Source organism: Pseudomonas farsensis, from assembly GCF_014268805.2.
Taxonomy (GTDB): domain Bacteria; phylum Pseudomonadota; class Gammaproteobacteria; order Pseudomonadales; family Pseudomonadaceae; genus Aquipseudomonas; species Aquipseudomonas farsensis.
This window is the reverse complement of the sequence record NZ_JABWRF020000003.1, coordinates 505,566-519,898: the sequence shown is the minus strand read 5'-3', so window position 1 is coordinate 519,898 and position 14,333 is coordinate 505,566. Positions and strand designations below refer to the sequence as shown.

Sequence of the window (14,333 nt, the reverse complement as noted above, 5' to 3'; positions counted from 1 at the left end):
ATGGTCGGCTGATAGCAGCTGGATGTGCGGTAGATAAAGCCGCTAAGGATTCTGCGCCAGATGGCCTGGGGCCAATACCCGCTTGGCCTGCAGGTAGGCCTTGGCCCAGTAGCTGTTGGACAGGTAGTCCAGGCGCACCGTGCCACCGGTGGACGGGGCATGCACAAAGCGCCCCTCCCCCACATAGATACCCGCATGGCTGACCTGCGCCCCGCCATTGGTGGCAAAGAACACCAGGTCGCCCGACTGCAGGGCATTGATGTCGACATTGGGGGCACGCATGACGATCATGTCGCGGGTGGTCCGCGGCAGGCTGATACCGGCTGCATCGCGGTACACATAACCGATCAGGCCGCTGCAATCAAAACCTGAGTCCGGCGTGTTGCCACCCCAGCGGTACGGCGTGCCAACCAGGCCGATGGCGCGGAACAACACATCTTCGGCGGCCGGCGAAGCAGGCTGCTGATTGAAGGTAACGGTTGGGTAGACCGGCGCCGGGGCCGGAGCACGGCTGGAACAGGCCGCGAGCAGGGCCACCGCCGAGAGCAATGCGAAACGCGCCAACATCGCCATGAGAGGAACTTCCTGTCAGGGAGGCTCCGGCCGTAGCCGAAGATTAAAAGAGTTGAGAAATTAGATTAGACGTTTTCTGTAAACGCACACGGCGGCGAGCTTTTCAGCTGCGCCGCCGTGGCAGATTACATCATTTTGATATCAAATCAATTGCGCGAGAGCGTGGTGCTCGGGGCCATGGCCAGGGCGCGTTTGGCTTCGATGAACGTCTTGCTCCAGTAGCGATCGCCAAGGCTGTCGATACGTACGCCACCGCTGCGGCGGCTGCTGGAGTGGATGAACTGGTTGTCACCCAGGTAGATGCCGGCGTGGCTCACGCGGCCACGGCCATTGGTGCTGAAGAACAGCAAGTCGCCCGGCTTGAGCTTGTTGCGCGCAACCTTCGGGGCATTGACGTTGATCATTTCGCGGGTAGAGCGTGGCAGGTTCATGCCGGCTTCTTCGCGGAACAGATAGCCAATGAAACCGCTGCAATCGAAGCCCGACTTGGCCGAAGTACCGCCAAACTGGTAGCGGGTGCCGATCAGCGACATACCGCGCTCAAGAATGCTGTCTGCCAGCACTGGCATCTGGTAAGGCTTGCTGCTGGAGAAGGTGTTGAGGTCTTCTTCGCTGGCCAGCTCTTCTTCGGTGAATACGGAAGAGGTGGATGGCTTGGCTTGAACCGATTGCTCGGAAACCGGGCGCTGCGGCTGCGAAGGGGTGGTTGGGCCAGTGGTGGCGCAACCGAACAATACCGTGACAAGTGCAAGTGGCACGAGGGGTGCGAAGCGCTTCAGCATGGGCACGACCGTGTCTGTAGTCCTTTAGAAGGGGGAAACTATGCCCTCTATCGGAACCATTTGCAAATATTATCGATAAATGTGTGACTTTTACGTTTTTCCGCTCTGGCGCCGTGTTTTCAGGGGCTTACCAGCCAAGGGTTTCCTTGAGGAAGGGGATGGTCAGCTTGCGCTGGGCTTGCAGGGAAGCTTGGTCGAGACGTTCGAGCAGGTCAAACAGTGCGCTCATGCTGCGCGTGCCGCGGGTCAGGATGAAGTGGCCGACCTCGTCGGTCAGGTGCAGGCCACGGCGCGAGGCGCGCAATTGCAGGGCACGGAGCTTTTCTTCATCGGACATGGCGCGCATTTGGAAAATCAGCGCCAGGGTTAGCCGCGACTTGAGGTCGGCAAGCTTGATAGGCAGCTCACGCGGGGAGCTGGAGGCCGCCAGCAACAGGCGCCTGCCGCTGTCGCGCAGGCGGTTGAACAGGTGGAACATCGCCTCTTCCCAATCCGCCTTGCCAGCGATTACATGGAGGTCGTCGATGCACACCAGTTCGTATTGTTCGAGGTGGTCGAGCAGCTCGACGCCACGGTCGAGCAACTGGGCCAACGGCAAATACACGGCGGGTTCGCCGAGCTGCTGGAAACGTTGGGTCGCGGCCTGCAGCAGGTGGGTGCGGCCCACGCCCTGCTTGCCCCACAGGTAGATGAGGCTCTCGGTCCAACCCGCGTCGGCTTCGCACAAACGCTCGACATAGCCCAATGCAGCTGCATTGGCGCCTGGGTAGTAGTTGATGAAGGTGGCGTCATCACGCAGACGCACACCCAGGGGCAACTGGATCGGTTTCATGCTCGCGGGTGGTCGCAGCGACCACAGAGGCCCTATGGTGAAGAGTGTGCAAAGTCTATACCCGCAGCGCGGGCGGCACAATCGGCCAACGCCGGAGCACGAACAAAATCAAGCAGTTGCGCTGCAAAAGCAGCGCAACTGCTTGGCCAGGTCAGAGATCGGGGTCGATTTCCCCGGCATACATGTCCGACTCTTTATACAGGCTGTGCACATGGCGCAGCAGCACCATGATCACTGCCGCCACCGGCAGGGCCAGCAACACGCCGGTAAAGCCGAACAACTCGCCGCCGGCAAGGATGGCGAAAATCACCGCAACCGGATGCAGGCCGATACGGTCACCCACCAACAGCGGCGTCAGCACCATGCCCTCAAGGGCCTGGCCGACCATGAAGACCGCGACGATGGCCAGCATCGGGTAAGGCTCGCCACCGAACTGGAACAAACCGGCAATGATTGCCGCGCCGATACCAATAATGAAGCCCATGTACGGGACAATCGCCGCAAGCCCGGCCAGCATGCCGATCAGCAGCCCCAACTCCAGCCCCACCAGCATCAGCCCGGATGAATAGATGACGCCGAGGGCGAGCATCACCAGCAACTGGCCACGCACGAAGGCGCCCAGCACTTCGTGGCACTCCCCGGCCAGCGCCACCACCTGCGGCTCGTGCTGACGCGGCAGCAGGCTGCGCAGCTTGGCCATCATCAGGTCCCAGTCGCGCAGCAGGTAGAAGCCTACCACCGGGATCAGCACCAGGTTGGCCACCCAGCCGATCAGCGCCAGGCCTGAAGCCGTGGCCTGGGACAGCACCACGCCGACGATGTCGGTGGTCTGGCCCATGTGCTCGCCGATGGCGGCCTTGATCTTGTCGAACTTCCAGAAGCCGTCGGCCAGGCCCAGGCGGCTTTGCACCCAAGGCAGCGCGACGTGCTGCAGCCAGTCGAGCATCTGCGGCGCCAGTTCGTAAAGGCGCACCAGTTGCTTGGCCAGCATCGGGATCAGCACCAGCAACAGCGCGAGGAAGATCAACGTGAACAGGCTGAACACCACCACCACGCCCCAAGTGCGCGACAGTCCCATGCGCTCAAGGCGATCGACCAGCGGGTCGGCCAGGTAAGCCAGCAGGATACCCACCAGGAACGGCGACAGAATGTTGTGCAGCAAGTACAGCAGCAGGGCAATCAGCAGTGCTGCGCCAAGCCAGATCCAGCGACGCAAGTCAGTCATCGCAAAGCTCCCTTACCAACGAAAACGCATGCCGTCGAACGGTTTAGGGGCAGCAGGCTGGGGGCTTGCAGCGGGTTCGGTTTGAGCGGCCTGGGCAGGCGCCGCGGGCTCGGCCGGCACCTCTTGCAGGCGAGCCAGTGCCAATTGCGCGCGCAATTGCTCACGGTTACCGCTGACGGCGTAGGTCAGGGTGCTGCCTTCGGCCATCTGCAAGCGGGCGCCGTAAGGCTCAAGCACCCGGCTGAGTTCGGCATAGTGCGCAAGGTTCATGCCCTCGACCTGCACCAGCAGTTCGCTGCTAGCCCCCGGCCGGGTGACATAACGCGGCGCCAGGCGGTTGCTCACCGCCAGCAGCACGGCATCGGCCAAAGCAGCCTGGTCGGCGCCTTCGGCGGTGCCTTGCTCGCGGTCATCGCCCAGCCAAAGCTGCCATTTGCCCTGCCACTTGCCGTCGGCCTCACGGGCGTGCACGGCCAGCAACGCATCCGCGCCATAGCGCTCGGAGGCTTCGCGCAGCGCGGTCGGGTCTTTGCCTTCGATGTGCTTGGCGTCAGCCACCAGTTGTTCCTGCAGGTCGGCCAGTGGCAAACGCAGCGGCAGGCCACGGTGCTGGGCCGCGCGGTGCAGCGGCTCGGCAGCGCTTTGGCCATCACCGACCAGGTTGCTGCCCTCGATGCCGTCGTTCAACCACCAGCCAATGATTGCCGGGCGGTTGCTGCCCCACAGCGCCAGGCCCGCCTTGCGCAGGGCGCGCTCGGTACTGCCAGGGTCGAACTCGACCAGTACCGACTCGGGCGGCCCTGCCTCGCTGCCCACCTGGTTGACGATTTGCTGCGGGTCTTTGCGCAGGCCGGCCAGCGCCTGGCTTTGCGGCGCCTTGGGGTCGCCGGTCAGGCGCAGCACCAGGGTATCGAAGGCTTTGCTGGTGGCTTCGGCGCGGGCTTCGCTGCCTTGGCCGGCAAGCGGCTCGCGCACCTGATACAGGCCTGAGACGGTTTCGGCCTGGGCGCTGATGCAGACCAGTGCCAGGCAACCGGCGGCGAAATGATTGAGCAGACGCATGGGGAATTCCTGTCCAGATAACCGGGGGCAACACACTTTCACTGTGGGCTGTGACCACACCGCCGGGCTGAATGCTGCGCCGCAGCCGGTGTTTGTGCGGGTTGCCATGCCTATACCTTATACAGGCACTGGCGCGGCAACCAGTCGCGCAAGGTGAAAGCGCTTTTTTCAGCAGATTTGCACCCTGCCCGTCGGCCTGAGGATGGCCGCCTTGGGGTAACCCTGATAAAATCGCGCGCCTTCGCAGACCAGTGACGTACAGGCAGCCGCCGCTTACACAGCCGGCATTGGCCGTCACGGTCGTTTTTCTGAATCCCTCCCTCTTAAAGGCCTGGATCAATGAGCAAGCAACCCTCCCTGAGCTACAAAGACGCCGGTGTAGACATCGACGCCGGCGAAGCACTGGTCGAACGCATCAAGGGCGTCGCCAAGCGCACCGCACGCCCTGAAGTCATGGGTGGCCTGGGCGGCTTCGGCGCCCTCTGCGAGATCCCGGCCGGCTACAAGCAACCGGTCCTGGTTTCCGGCACCGACGGCGTTGGCACCAAGCTGCGCCTGGCGCTGAACCTGAACAAGCACGACAGCATCGGCCAGGACCTGGTCGCCATGTGCGTCAACGACCTGGTGGTGTGCGGCGCCGAGCCGCTGTTCTTCCTCGACTACTACGCCACTGGCAAGCTCAACGTCGACGTGGCCGCCACTGTGGTCACCGGCATTGGCGCAGGTTGCGAACTGGCCGGCTGCTCGCTGGTCGGTGGTGAAACCGCCGAAATGCCTGGCATGTACGAAGGCGAAGACTACGACCTGGCCGGCTTCTGCGTCGGCGTGGTGGAAAAGTCGGAAATCATCGACGGCTCCAAAGTAGCCGCCGGCGACGCCCTGATCGCCCTGCCCTCCTCCGGCCCGCACTCCAACGGCTACTCGCTGATCCGCAAGATCCTCGAAGTGTCCGGCACCGATATCGAGAACACCCAACTCGACGGCCAGCCGCTGGCCGACCTGCTGATGGCGCCAACCCGTATTTACGTCAAGCCACTGCTGCAACTGATCAAGCAGACCGGCGCAGTCAAGGCCATGGCCCACATCACCGGTGGTGGCCTGCTCGACAACATCCCGCGCGTGCTGCCAAAAGGCGCCCAGGCCGTGGTTGACGTGGCCAGCTGGCAGCGCCCGGCAGTGTTCGACTTCCTGCAGCAAAAAGGCAACGTCGACGAGCACGAAATGCACCGCGTCCTGAACTGCGGCGTCGGCATGGTCATCTGCGTTGCCCAGGACCAGGTCGACAACGCCCTGAACGTCCTGCGCGCCGCCGGCGAGCAGCCTTGGGTCATCGGCAGCATCGGCGTTGCCGCCGAAGGCGCCGCCCAGGTCGAGCTGCAAAACCTCAAGGCGCACTGATGCCTGGCAATACCTGTAACGTGGTGGTGCTGCTGTCGGGTTCCGGCAGCAACCTGCAGGCGCTGATCGACAGCGCCAGTGCAGGTGACAGCCCGGTGCGCATCCGCGCGGTGGTTTCCAACCGCGCCGATGCCTACGGCCTGCAACGCGCAAAAGCTGCCGGCATCGACACCGCGGTGCTCGAACACGCAGGCTTTGCCGGTCGTGAAGCCTTCGATGCAGCGCTGATGGCGCTGATCGACGGCTTCAGCCCGGACCTGGTGGTACTGGCGGGGTTCATGCGTATCCTAAGTGGCGGCTTCGTGCGCCACTACCAGGGGCGTCTGCTCAACATCCACCCGTCATTGCTGCCCAAGTACAAGGGCCTGCACACCCATCAACGGGCGCTGGAGGCAGGCGATACCGAGCATGGCTGCAGCGTGCACTTCGTCACCGAGGAACTCGATGGCGGGCCTCTGGTCGTACAGGCTGTAGTTCCGGTTGCAACCGATGACACCGCGCAGACACTCGCCCAGCGGGTGCACCTGCAGGAACACCAGATCTACCCGCTGGCCGTGCGCTGGTTTGCTGAAGGTCGCTTGCGCCTTACTGATCAGGGTGCGTTACTGGATGGCGAACCGCTGGCGGCCAGTGGCCACTTGATTCGATCCTAGGAGAAACTATGCGTCGTGCCCTGCTGATGGCTCTCGCCGTGCTCGCCCTGCCGCTCCAGGCAGCCGATCTGAAGCCTTTCAAGGCCAGCTACACCGCAGACTGGAAACAGTTGCCCATGAGCGGCACCGCCGAGCGCAGCCTGGTGGAAAACGCCAATGGCAGCTGGGAGCTCAACTTCAAGGCTTCGATGATGATCGCCAGCCTGACCGAGCAAAGCACCGTGCGCATGGACAAGGACACGCTGCTGCCGCAGAAGTACCACTTCGAGCGCGGCGGGCTGGGCAAGGCCAAGAAAGTTGACCTGGACTTCGACTGGACCAGCAAGAAGATCACCGGCAGCGACCGTGGCGATGCGGTGAACCTGCCGCTGAACCGTGGCGTGCTGGACAAGTCCTCTTATCAGTTGGCGCTGCAGCATGATGTAGCGGCGGGCAAGAAGAGCATGAGCTACCAGGTGGTCGATGGCGACGAGATCGATACCTACGACTTCCGCGTGCTGGGCACCGAAAAGGTTGCGACCAAGACCGGCCAGGTCGAGGCCATCAAGGTGGAGCGCGTGCGCGATCCTAGCCAGAGCAAGCGCGTGACCGAGCTTTGGTTCGCCAAGGATTGGGATTACCTGCTGGTGCAGCTGCGTCAGGTTGAGACTGACGGCAAAGAGTATGTAATCGTGCTGCAGGACGGCACGGTTGATGGCAAGGCGGTCAAGGGTAACTGACCACTCGCCTGTAGCGCCCGAAGCCCCGCCTTGTGCGGGGCTTTTTTGTGGCTGAAGCCTGGCGCTGTAGGAGCGGCCTTGTGTCGCGAAAGGGCTGCGTAGCAGCCCCGGCTATCCTGCTCACCGCCAAGATCCTGGGGCCGCTACGCAGCCCTTTCGCGACACAAGGCCGCTCCTACACGCGGGCGCGTCGGCTGTGGTGCCCTGCCCAACCCAAACGCTTTCATGAAATTTGTTTAATCGCTGTTTTATTTACTTAGCCTGCTAACTGAATCTATAAAGAAGACCTGCGACACAGTGCCGCAGCCAAATCCTAGCAGTGGAGTTCAGCGATGACAGTCAAAGTAACCGAACGCGACGAATCGAAAATGTCCCACGAAGGCCTGGCCGCTGGTGTGCGGATCTGGGACGTGCATCAGCAAGGTCAATTGGTCGGCATGTTCCATGAAGAGCACCAGGCTCAGCAGTACCGCAACGAACTGGAAGCCCAGGAAAACCAGCACCGTACGCAATGACCCCGTCTTTAAATGAAAAACCCCGCCGCGGCGGGGTTTTTCAGGTTTACCACATCAGATCGTCCGGGATCTTGTAGGCCGCATACGGATCATCAGCCTCGTCGGCTTCTTCGACATGGGTGTTGAGCAGCAGGATGCGGTGGGGGTCACGCTCCTGGATCCTCAGCGCCGACTCACGCGGCACCACCTCATAGCCGCCACCGTGGGCGACGATGGCCAGTGCGCCGTTGCTCAGCTTGCTGCGCATCAGGGCGTTGACGGCGATACGTTTGACCTTCTTGTCATCGACGAAGTTGAAGTAGTCCTCGGTGGTCAGCTTTGGCAGACGGGTCGCTTCGATCAATTGCTTGACCTGCGCGGCACGGGCTTTCTGCTCGGCTTTCTCCTGGACCGCACGGTTCAGCTCCTGGTCCTTCCTGGCCTTTTCGGCCATGGCTTCCTTGGCCAGGCGCTGCTGGGTGTCATCCACCTCGACCTGGCCCTTGTGCTCCATGCGTTTCTGTTTTTTCTGCGCTTTGTTGGTCTGCGAGACCTGTTTCTGGTTGACCAGACCGGCTTTGAGCAATTGGTCGCGAAGGGAAAGGCTCATGGGGGTGTTCACTCACTCTGGCATCGGCTCAGCCGCAGCTGGGCAGGTTCTTTTCCTGACGCTTGGCCTCGCCCCAGAGGGCGTCCAGCTCGTCGAGGGTACGATCTTGGAGGTTCAGGCCCTGCTCGCGCAATGCCTGTTCGATAAATCGGAAACGCCGCTCGAATTTGCGGTTGGCGCGGCGCAGGGCGTTTTCTGGGTCGTGCTTGAGGTGGCGGGCCAGGTTGACGGTGGCAAACAGCAGGTCGCCGAGTTCATCTTCCAGTGCGTCGCTGTCGCCATCGGCCATGGCTTGTAACACTTCGTCGAGCTCTTCGCGCACCTTGTCCAGCACCGGCAGCGCGTCCGGCCAGTCGAAGCCGACCGTGGCCGCGCGCTTTTGCAGCTTGGCCGCACGGGACAATGCAGGCAAGGCTGCCGGCACGTCGTCGAGCAGCGATAGCTGTTCGGGTTCGCGGTTTTCGGCGCGCTCCTCGGCCTTGATTTCTTCCCAGCGCGACTTCACCTGGTCCTCGCTCAGGGCCGGGGTATCCAGCGGGGCATACAGCTCACCGGTGGGGAACACATGGGGGTGGCGGCGAATCAGCTTGCGGGTAATCGAGTCGATCACCCCGGCGAACTCGAAACGCCCTTCTTCGCGGGCCAGTTGGCTGTAGTAGACCACCTGGAACAACAGGTCACCGAGCTCGCCTTGCAAGTGCGCGAAGTCGCCGCGCTCGATGGCATCGGCCACCTCGTAGGCTTCTTCGAGGGTATGCGGGACGATGCTTGCGTATGTCTGCTTGAGGTCCCAGGGGCAGCCGTATTGCGGGTCACGCAGCCGCGCCATCAGGTGCAGCAGGTCGTCGAGGGTGTAGGTCATGGTGGCAGGTCCTTCGACGGCGCCCGCTTGGCAGGGTGGCTTGCAAAGCGGGCGCCGCAGTTTCAAGGGGTACGGTTACGCCGCGTCTCGATGATGTTGGGCAACTGCGAAATCCGCCCAAGCAGGCGCCCAAGGGCATCCAGGCCAGGGATCTCGATGGTCAGCGACATCAGCGCGGTGTTGTCTTCCTTGTTCGAACGGGTGTTGACCGCCAGCACGTTGATCTTCTCGTTGAGCAGCACCTGCGACACGTCGCGCAGCAGGCCGGGGCGGTCGTAGGCGCGGATGACGATATCCACCGGATACGTCTGCACCGGGATCGGGCCCCAGCTGACCTGGATCATTCGCTCCGGCTCTTTGCCGCTCAATTGCAGCACCGAGGCGCAGTCCTGGCGGTGAATGCTCACGCCCCGGCCCTGGGTGATGTAGCCGACGATGGCATCGCCCGGCAACGGCTGGCAGCAGCCGGCCATCTGCGTGAGCAGGTTGCCGACACCCTGGATCTGGATATCGCTGCGCTTGCCGGCGCGAATGCCACGGGCCTGGCGCGGGATCAGCTCGACCTGCTCGATGCGCTCGGGCTCAAGCAGTTGCTGGGCGGCGTTGACCATCTGCGCCAGGCGCAAGTCACCGGCGCCAAGCGCTGCGAACATGTCCTCGGCGGTCTTGACGTTGGCTTTTTCGGCCAGACGCTCGAAGTCGACCTGGGGCAGGCCCAGGCGGCTGAGTTCACGCTCGATCAGGGTCTTGCCGGCGGCGACGTTCTGGTCACGGGCCTGCAGCTTGAACCAGTGGACAATCTTGGCCCGCGCCCGCGATGTGGTCACGTAGCCAAGGTTGGAGTTCAACCAGTCACGGCTGGGGTTGCCGTGCTTGCTGGTGATGATCTCCACCTGCTCGCCGGTCTGCAGGCTGTAGTTCAACGGCACGATGCGGCCGTTGATCTTCGCGCCACGGCAGTTGTGGCCGATTTCGGTGTGTACGCGGTAGGCGAAGTCCAGCGGCGTCGAGCCTTTGGGCAGGTCGATGGCGTGGCCATCAGGGGTGAAGACGTACACCCGGTCCGGCTCGATATCGACGCGCAGCTGCTCGGCCAGGCCGCCGATATCGCCCAGCTCTTCGTGCCATTCCAGCACCTGGCGCAGCCAGGAGATTTTTTCTTCGTAGTGGTTGGAGCCGGACTTTACATCGGTACCCTTGTAGCGCCAGTGCGCGCATACGCCCAGCTCGGCTTCCTCGTGCATGGAGTGGGTGCGGATCTGCACTTCCAGCACCTTGCCCTCGGGGCCGATCACCGCGGTGTGCAGCGAGCGGTAGCCGTTTTCCTTGGGGTTGGCGATGTAGTCGTCGAACTCCTTGGGGATGTGCCGCCACAGCGTGTGCACGATACCCAGCGCGGTGTAGCAGTCGCGCACCTCAGGCACCAGCACGCGCACGGCGCGAACGTCGTAGATCTGGCTGAATTCCAGGCCTTTGCGCTGCATTTTGCGCCAGATCGAATAGATGTGTTTGGCCCGGCCACTGATATCGGCGTTGACGCCGGTGGCCAGCAGTTCGTTCTGCAGTTGGTTCATCACATCGCTGATGAAGCGCTCGCGGTCGAGGCGGCGCTCGTGCAGCAGCTTGGCGATCTGCTTGTACTGGTCAGGCTCAAGGTAGCGGAACGAAAGGTCTTCGAGTTCCCACTTGATATGGCCGATGCCAAGGCGGTGGGCCAGCGGTGCGTAGATGTCCGCGACCTCACGGGCAACCCGCAGGCGTTTTTCGTCATCGGCGCTTTTGACGGCCCGAATGGCGCAGGTGCGCTCGGCCAGCTTGATAAGCGCGACACGCACATCATCGACCATGGCCACGAGCATCTTGCGCAGGTTCTCGACCTGCGCCTGGGAGCCCAGCACCAGCGACTGGCGCGGGCTGAAACTGGCACTGATGGCCGCCATGCGCAGCACGCCGTCGATCAGCTTGGACACCACCGGCCCAAAGCGCTGGCCGACTTCGGCAAGGGTTACCTTGCCTTCACGTACCGAGCGGTAGATGGCGGCTGCCACCAATGAATCCTGGTCGAGCCTGAGGTCAGCCAGAATTTCGGCGATTTCAAGCCCGGCCTGAAAACTGGAGGTACCATCGGCCCATGAATGCTTGGCCGGGTTACCCTTTTTTTCGATTTCCTGGGCGAACTCGCAGGCTTCTTTCAGCGCTGCGCGATCAAGCTGCGAATCGACGCTCACCACATGATCGAGCCATGCTTCGAGATTGATACTGCCGTCGGTATTGACCGGCTGGTGCACTCTCACCTGTACCATCTTTGCTTTACCTTTCCATACAGCGCACCACGCGGGTGCACTGGCTATCAACTGTACGGCCCTCAGTCCCTGAAGGCTGCACCAAGAGAGTCAGCCTGGCTGACCCGCTTCAAATAACGCCATGGCTTCGACATGCGCCGTCTGAGGAAACATGTCGAGAATCCCGGCCCTTTTTAACCGGTACCCCTGCCCTGCCAGCACCTGCGCGTCTCGCGCCAGCGTGGCCGGGTTGCACGATACGTAGACCAGCCGTTTTGCGCCGAGCTGTTTGATGCCTTGCACCACATCAAAGGCGCCGTCGCGTGGTGGGTCCAAGAGTACCGCAGAAAAGCCTTCGGCGACCCATCCGGCGCCGGCCAAAGGCTGCGATAAATCGGCCTGAAAAAACTGCGCGTTATGCACATTGTTGTTGCGGGCGTTGCCTGCGGCGCGCTCGACCATGGCCTGCACGCCTTCCACCGCCACCACCTCGCGGGCAAGCCCGGCCAATGGCAGGGCAAAGTTGCCAAGGCCGCAGAACAGGTCCAGCACCCGCTCGTCAGCCTGTGGCGCGAGCCACTCCAGCGCTTGCTGAACCATCAGGTCGTTCACCTGAGCATTGACCTGCACAAAGTCACCTGGCCGCCAGGCCAGTTCCAGCCCCCACGGCTGCAGCGTAAAGCCCAGCGCCGCGGTGGCATCGACCGGCTGCGGCTCACCTTCGCCTTGCAGCCACAGCTGCGCACCGGCCTCCTGGCAGAACGCACCAAGGCGCGCCAGGTCGTCTTCTGCCAAGGGCGCCACATGGCGCACCAGCAACGCTTGCGCAGTACCACTGAACAGCTCGACATGCCCCACTACCTGGGGTTTGGCCAGGCTGCGCAGGACGGTCGGCAAATGGCGCAGGATCGCCTGCAAGGGTTGTACCAGCACTGGGCACTCATCAATGGCGATGATGTCCTGGCTGGCTTCGGCCCGGAAGCCGACATCCAGCTGGCGGGCTTTGTGGTCCCAGCGCACCGCCACGCGGGCGCGGCGACGGTAGCCGAATTCCGGCCCGCACAGTGGCGCGGCCCATGCTTCGGGCTGCAGGCCGGCCACACGCTGCAATTGCTCGGCGAGCAGGCGCTGCTTGAGCGCCAGCTGGCCTTCGTGGGGCAGGTGCTGCAAGGTACAGCCGCCGCAGCGCTGGTAGTGCTTGCACGGTGCTTCGCGGCGCTCGGCGCTGGCCTGGAACACGCGTTCCAGGCGCGCATCGACCACCTTGCCACGGGCGCCGAGCACCCGCGCTTCGACCTCTTCACCGGCCAGCGCGCCGCTGACGAACCAGGTGCGCCCGTCGATGAAGGCAATGCCACGGCCATCGCCGCTGACACGCTCGATGCTCAGGCGCTGTTTCTTGCCCACTGGCACCTGGGTGCTGCGCTCGCCGCCGGCCGGTTGGAAGCGCAGGCCGCCGCTAGGTTTTTTCTTTGACATCAGGCGGGATCGAACAGGCCGGTGGACAGGTAGCGGTCGCCACGATCGCAGACGATCGCAACCATGACCGCGTTCTCGACTTCGCGCGACAGGCGCAGCATGCCGGCCACCGCACCGCCGGAGGAAACGCCGCAGAAGATGCCTTCTTCGCGGGCCAGACGGCGGGTGGTGTCTTCGGCTTCCTGCTGGGACATGTCCAGAACCTGGTCGACGCGGGTGGCGTCGAAGATCTTCGGCAGGTACTCGTGCGGCCAGCGGCGAATGCCGGGGATCGACGAGCCTTCCATCGGTTGCAGGCCGACAATCTGCACGGCCGGGTTTTGTTCCTTGAGGTACTGCGAGCAGCCCATGATGGTACCGGTGGTGCCCATGGAACTGATGAAGTGCGTAACTTGGCCGTGGGTCTGCTGCCAGATTTCCGGGCCGGTGCCGTGATAGTGGGCCAGCGGGTTGTCGCCGTTGGCGAACTGGTCGAGCACCAGGCCCCGACCCTCGGCTTGCAGTCTGTCGGCCAGGTCACGGGCGCCTTCCATGCCCTCTTCGCGGGTGACCAGGATCAGCTCGGCGCCGTAGGCGGTCATGGCCGCCTTGCGTTCGGCGGTGGAGTTGTCGGGCATGATGAGGATCATCTTGTAGCCCTTGATGGCAGCGGCCATGGCCAGGGCAATGCCGGTGTTGCCGGAGGTGGCCTCGATCAGCGTGTCACCGGGTTTGATCTGGCCGCTGAGCTCGGCGCGGGTGATCATCGACAACGCCGGGCGGTCCTTGACCGAACCTGCCGGGTTATTGCCTTCGAGCTTGAGCAGCAAAGTGTTGCTGGTTTCCCCGGCGAGACGCTGCAGGCGAACCAGAGGCGTGTTGCCGACGCAATCGGCGATGGTTGGGTACTGCAAAGTCATGGGCGTTTTCGCAATCCGGACGGCGGGGGTGCCTATCATACCGGCAAACAGTTCCAGGCCATATCACGCAATTGTTGGGGGTTATAGCTGGAAGCTATATGGCCCTCAAAGGGTTGCAGGTCGCGCAGAGTACAAGCCCGCATGCACATCGGCTCTATGCAATGCTGCACCGGCCTCATCGCAGGCTATCGCCAGCCACAGGAACCCTGGCAAGCGCTCGATAGTGTGCTTGTGCGCAGTCTTTGTGGGAGATTCTATGGTTTCGGGCAAGTCGCTTTTGATTGTGTAGGAGCGGCCTTGTGTCGCGAAAGGGCTGCGGAGCAGCCCCAGCGATTCTGCTGGGTGCTCAGATCCTGGGGCTGCTCCGCAGCCCTTTCGCGACACAAGGCCGCTCCTACACTGACCGCGTAGACGGCATCGATATGGGGATGGGCGAGCTATGGGAGCTGGCGATAGCCTGCGA

At 62.9% G+C, this 14,333-nt stretch carries 14 protein-coding genes; 4 read left to right on the top strand and 10 right to left on the bottom strand.

Translation table 11 applies throughout. From position 1 onward, the window contains the following. Positions 1–42 precede the first annotated feature (42 nt). From HU719_RS18605 to HU719_RS18585, 5 genes are all read right to left on the bottom strand, one after another. Entirely contained in the window at positions 43–573 is a 531-nt protein-coding gene (locus HU719_RS18605; protein ID WP_186519725.1) for a C40 family peptidase, read from the bottom strand. Between the two features lie 146 nt (positions 574–719). Then, complete coding sequence (locus tag HU719_RS18600; protein ID WP_186535732.1) at positions 720–1,355, bottom strand: C40 family peptidase; 636 nt, start codon at positions 1,353–1,355, stop codon at positions 720–722. A 127-nt stretch (positions 1,356–1,482) separates the two neighbouring features. Further along, on the bottom strand, positions 1,483–2,187 hold the full coding sequence (gene hda / locus HU719_RS18595; protein ID WP_186519729.1) for a DnaA regulatory inactivator Hda: 705 nt from the start codon (positions 2,185–2,187) through the stop codon (positions 1,483–1,485). A 151-nt stretch (positions 2,188–2,338) separates the two neighbouring features. Beyond that, positions 2,339–3,412, bottom strand: a complete 1,074-nt coding sequence (locus HU719_RS18590; protein ID WP_186519731.1) for an AI-2E family transporter — start codon at positions 3,410–3,412, stop codon at positions 2,339–2,341. 12 nt (positions 3,413–3,424) lie between these two features. Next, a complete protein-coding gene (locus HU719_RS18585; protein ID WP_186535731.1) occupies positions 3,425–4,474 on the bottom strand; it encodes a DUF2066 domain-containing protein in 1,050 nt (349 codons plus the stop codon). A gap of 339 nt (positions 4,475–4,813) precedes the next feature. Here HU719_RS18585 and purM point away from each other — a divergent pair, with 339 nt between their 5' ends. The 4 genes from purM to HU719_RS18565 all read left to right on the top strand — a co-directional run bounded on the left by purM (position 4,814) and on the right by HU719_RS18565 (position 7,759). After that, a complete protein-coding gene (purM, locus tag HU719_RS18580; protein WP_186519735.1) occupies positions 4,814–5,872 on the top strand; it encodes a phosphoribosylformylglycinamidine cyclo-ligase in 1,059 nt (352 codons plus the stop codon). Next, positions 5,872–6,525 carry a phosphoribosylglycinamide formyltransferase gene (gene purN / locus HU719_RS18575; RefSeq protein WP_186535730.1) on the top strand — a complete coding sequence of 218 codons (654 nt, stop codon included), beginning with the start codon at positions 5,872–5,874 and terminating at the stop codon, positions 6,523–6,525. The genes purM and purN overlap by 1 nt, the downstream gene beginning before the upstream one ends. Before the next feature lie 8 nt (positions 6,526–6,533). Then, positions 6,534–7,244: a DUF3108 domain-containing protein gene (locus HU719_RS18570; protein ID WP_186535729.1), complete on the top strand. Its 711-nt coding sequence runs from the start codon at positions 6,534–6,536 to the stop codon at positions 7,242–7,244. Between the two features lie 332 nt (positions 7,245–7,576). Next, positions 7,577–7,759 carry a hypothetical protein gene (locus tag HU719_RS18565; RefSeq protein ID WP_186523499.1) on the top strand — a complete coding sequence of 61 codons (183 nt, stop codon included), beginning with the start codon at positions 7,577–7,579 and terminating at the stop codon, positions 7,757–7,759. Positions 7,760–7,805: 46 nt separating this feature from the next. Here HU719_RS18565 and HU719_RS18560 read toward each other — a convergent pair whose 3' ends face one another. The 5 genes from HU719_RS18560 to cysM form a co-directional block, all read right to left on the bottom strand. Continuing rightward, complete coding sequence (locus tag HU719_RS18560; RefSeq protein WP_186523498.1) at positions 7,806–8,348, bottom strand: DUF2058 domain-containing protein; 543 nt, start codon at positions 8,346–8,348, stop codon at positions 7,806–7,808. 28 nt (positions 8,349–8,376) lie between these two features. Then, entirely contained in the window at positions 8,377–9,210 is an 834-nt protein-coding gene (gene mazG / locus HU719_RS18555; RefSeq protein ID WP_186523496.1) for a nucleoside triphosphate pyrophosphohydrolase, read from the bottom strand. Positions 9,211–9,272: 62 nt separating this feature from the next. Beyond that, the gene (gene relA, locus HU719_RS18550) at positions 9,273–11,513 is read right to left on the bottom strand and encodes a GTP diphosphokinase (protein WP_186535728.1); all 2,241 of its coding nucleotides are present in this window, start codon (positions 11,511–11,513) and stop codon (positions 9,273–9,275) included. A gap of 90 nt (positions 11,514–11,603) precedes the next feature. Continuing rightward, a complete protein-coding gene (gene rlmD, locus HU719_RS18545) occupies positions 11,604–12,971 on the bottom strand; it encodes a 23S rRNA (uracil(1939)-C(5))-methyltransferase RlmD (RefSeq protein WP_186523490.1) in 1,368 nt (455 codons plus the stop codon). After that, a complete protein-coding gene (gene cysM, locus HU719_RS18540) occupies positions 12,971–13,870 on the bottom strand; it encodes a cysteine synthase CysM (protein WP_186523487.1) in 900 nt (299 codons plus the stop codon). Before cysM ends, rlmD begins: the two co-directional genes overlap by 1 nt. Positions 13,871–14,333 lie beyond the last annotated feature (463 nt).

What these genes read in the sequence shown, in the direction of transcription:
- HU719_RS18605 (WP_186519725.1), bottom strand. Translation starts at nt 573, where the DNA reads ATGGCGATGTTGGCGCGTTTCGCATTGCTCTCGGCGGTGGCCCTGCTC.
- HU719_RS18600 (WP_186535732.1), bottom strand. Translation starts at nt 1,355, where the DNA reads ATGCTGAAGCGCTTCGCACCCCTCGTGCCACTTGCACTTGTCACGGTA.
- hda (WP_186519729.1), bottom strand. Translation starts at nt 2,187, where the DNA reads ATGAAACCGATCCAGTTGCCCCTGGGTGTGCGTCTGCGTGATGACGCC.
- HU719_RS18590 (WP_186519731.1), bottom strand. Translation starts at nt 3,412, where the DNA reads ATGACTGACTTGCGTCGCTGGATCTGGCTTGGCGCAGCACTGCTGATT.
- HU719_RS18585 (WP_186535731.1), bottom strand. Translation starts at nt 4,474, where the DNA reads ATGCGTCTGCTCAATCATTTCGCCGCCGGTTGCCTGGCACTGGTCTGC.
- purM (WP_186519735.1), top strand. Translation starts at nt 4,814, where the DNA reads ATGAGCAAGCAACCCTCCCTGAGCTACAAAGACGCCGGTGTAGACATC.
- purN (WP_186535730.1), top strand. Translation starts at nt 5,872, where the DNA reads ATGCCTGGCAATACCTGTAACGTGGTGGTGCTGCTGTCGGGTTCCGGC.
- HU719_RS18570 (WP_186535729.1), top strand. Translation starts at nt 6,534, where the DNA reads ATGCGTCGTGCCCTGCTGATGGCTCTCGCCGTGCTCGCCCTGCCGCTC.
- HU719_RS18565 (WP_186523499.1), top strand. Translation starts at nt 7,577, where the DNA reads ATGACAGTCAAAGTAACCGAACGCGACGAATCGAAAATGTCCCACGAA.
- HU719_RS18560 (WP_186523498.1), bottom strand. Translation starts at nt 8,348, where the DNA reads ATGAGCCTTTCCCTTCGCGACCAATTGCTCAAAGCCGGTCTGGTCAAC.
- mazG (WP_186523496.1), bottom strand. Translation starts at nt 9,210, where the DNA reads ATGACCTACACCCTCGACGACCTGCTGCACCTGATGGCGCGGCTGCGT.
- relA (WP_186535728.1), bottom strand. Translation starts at nt 11,513, where the DNA reads ATGGTACAGGTGAGAGTGCACCAGCCGGTCAATACCGACGGCAGTATC.
- rlmD (WP_186523490.1), bottom strand. Translation starts at nt 12,971, where the DNA reads ATGTCAAAGAAAAAACCTAGCGGCGGCCTGCGCTTCCAACCGGCCGGC.
- cysM (WP_186523487.1), bottom strand. Translation starts at nt 13,870, where the DNA reads ATGACTTTGCAGTACCCAACCATCGCCGATTGCGTCGGCAACACGCCT.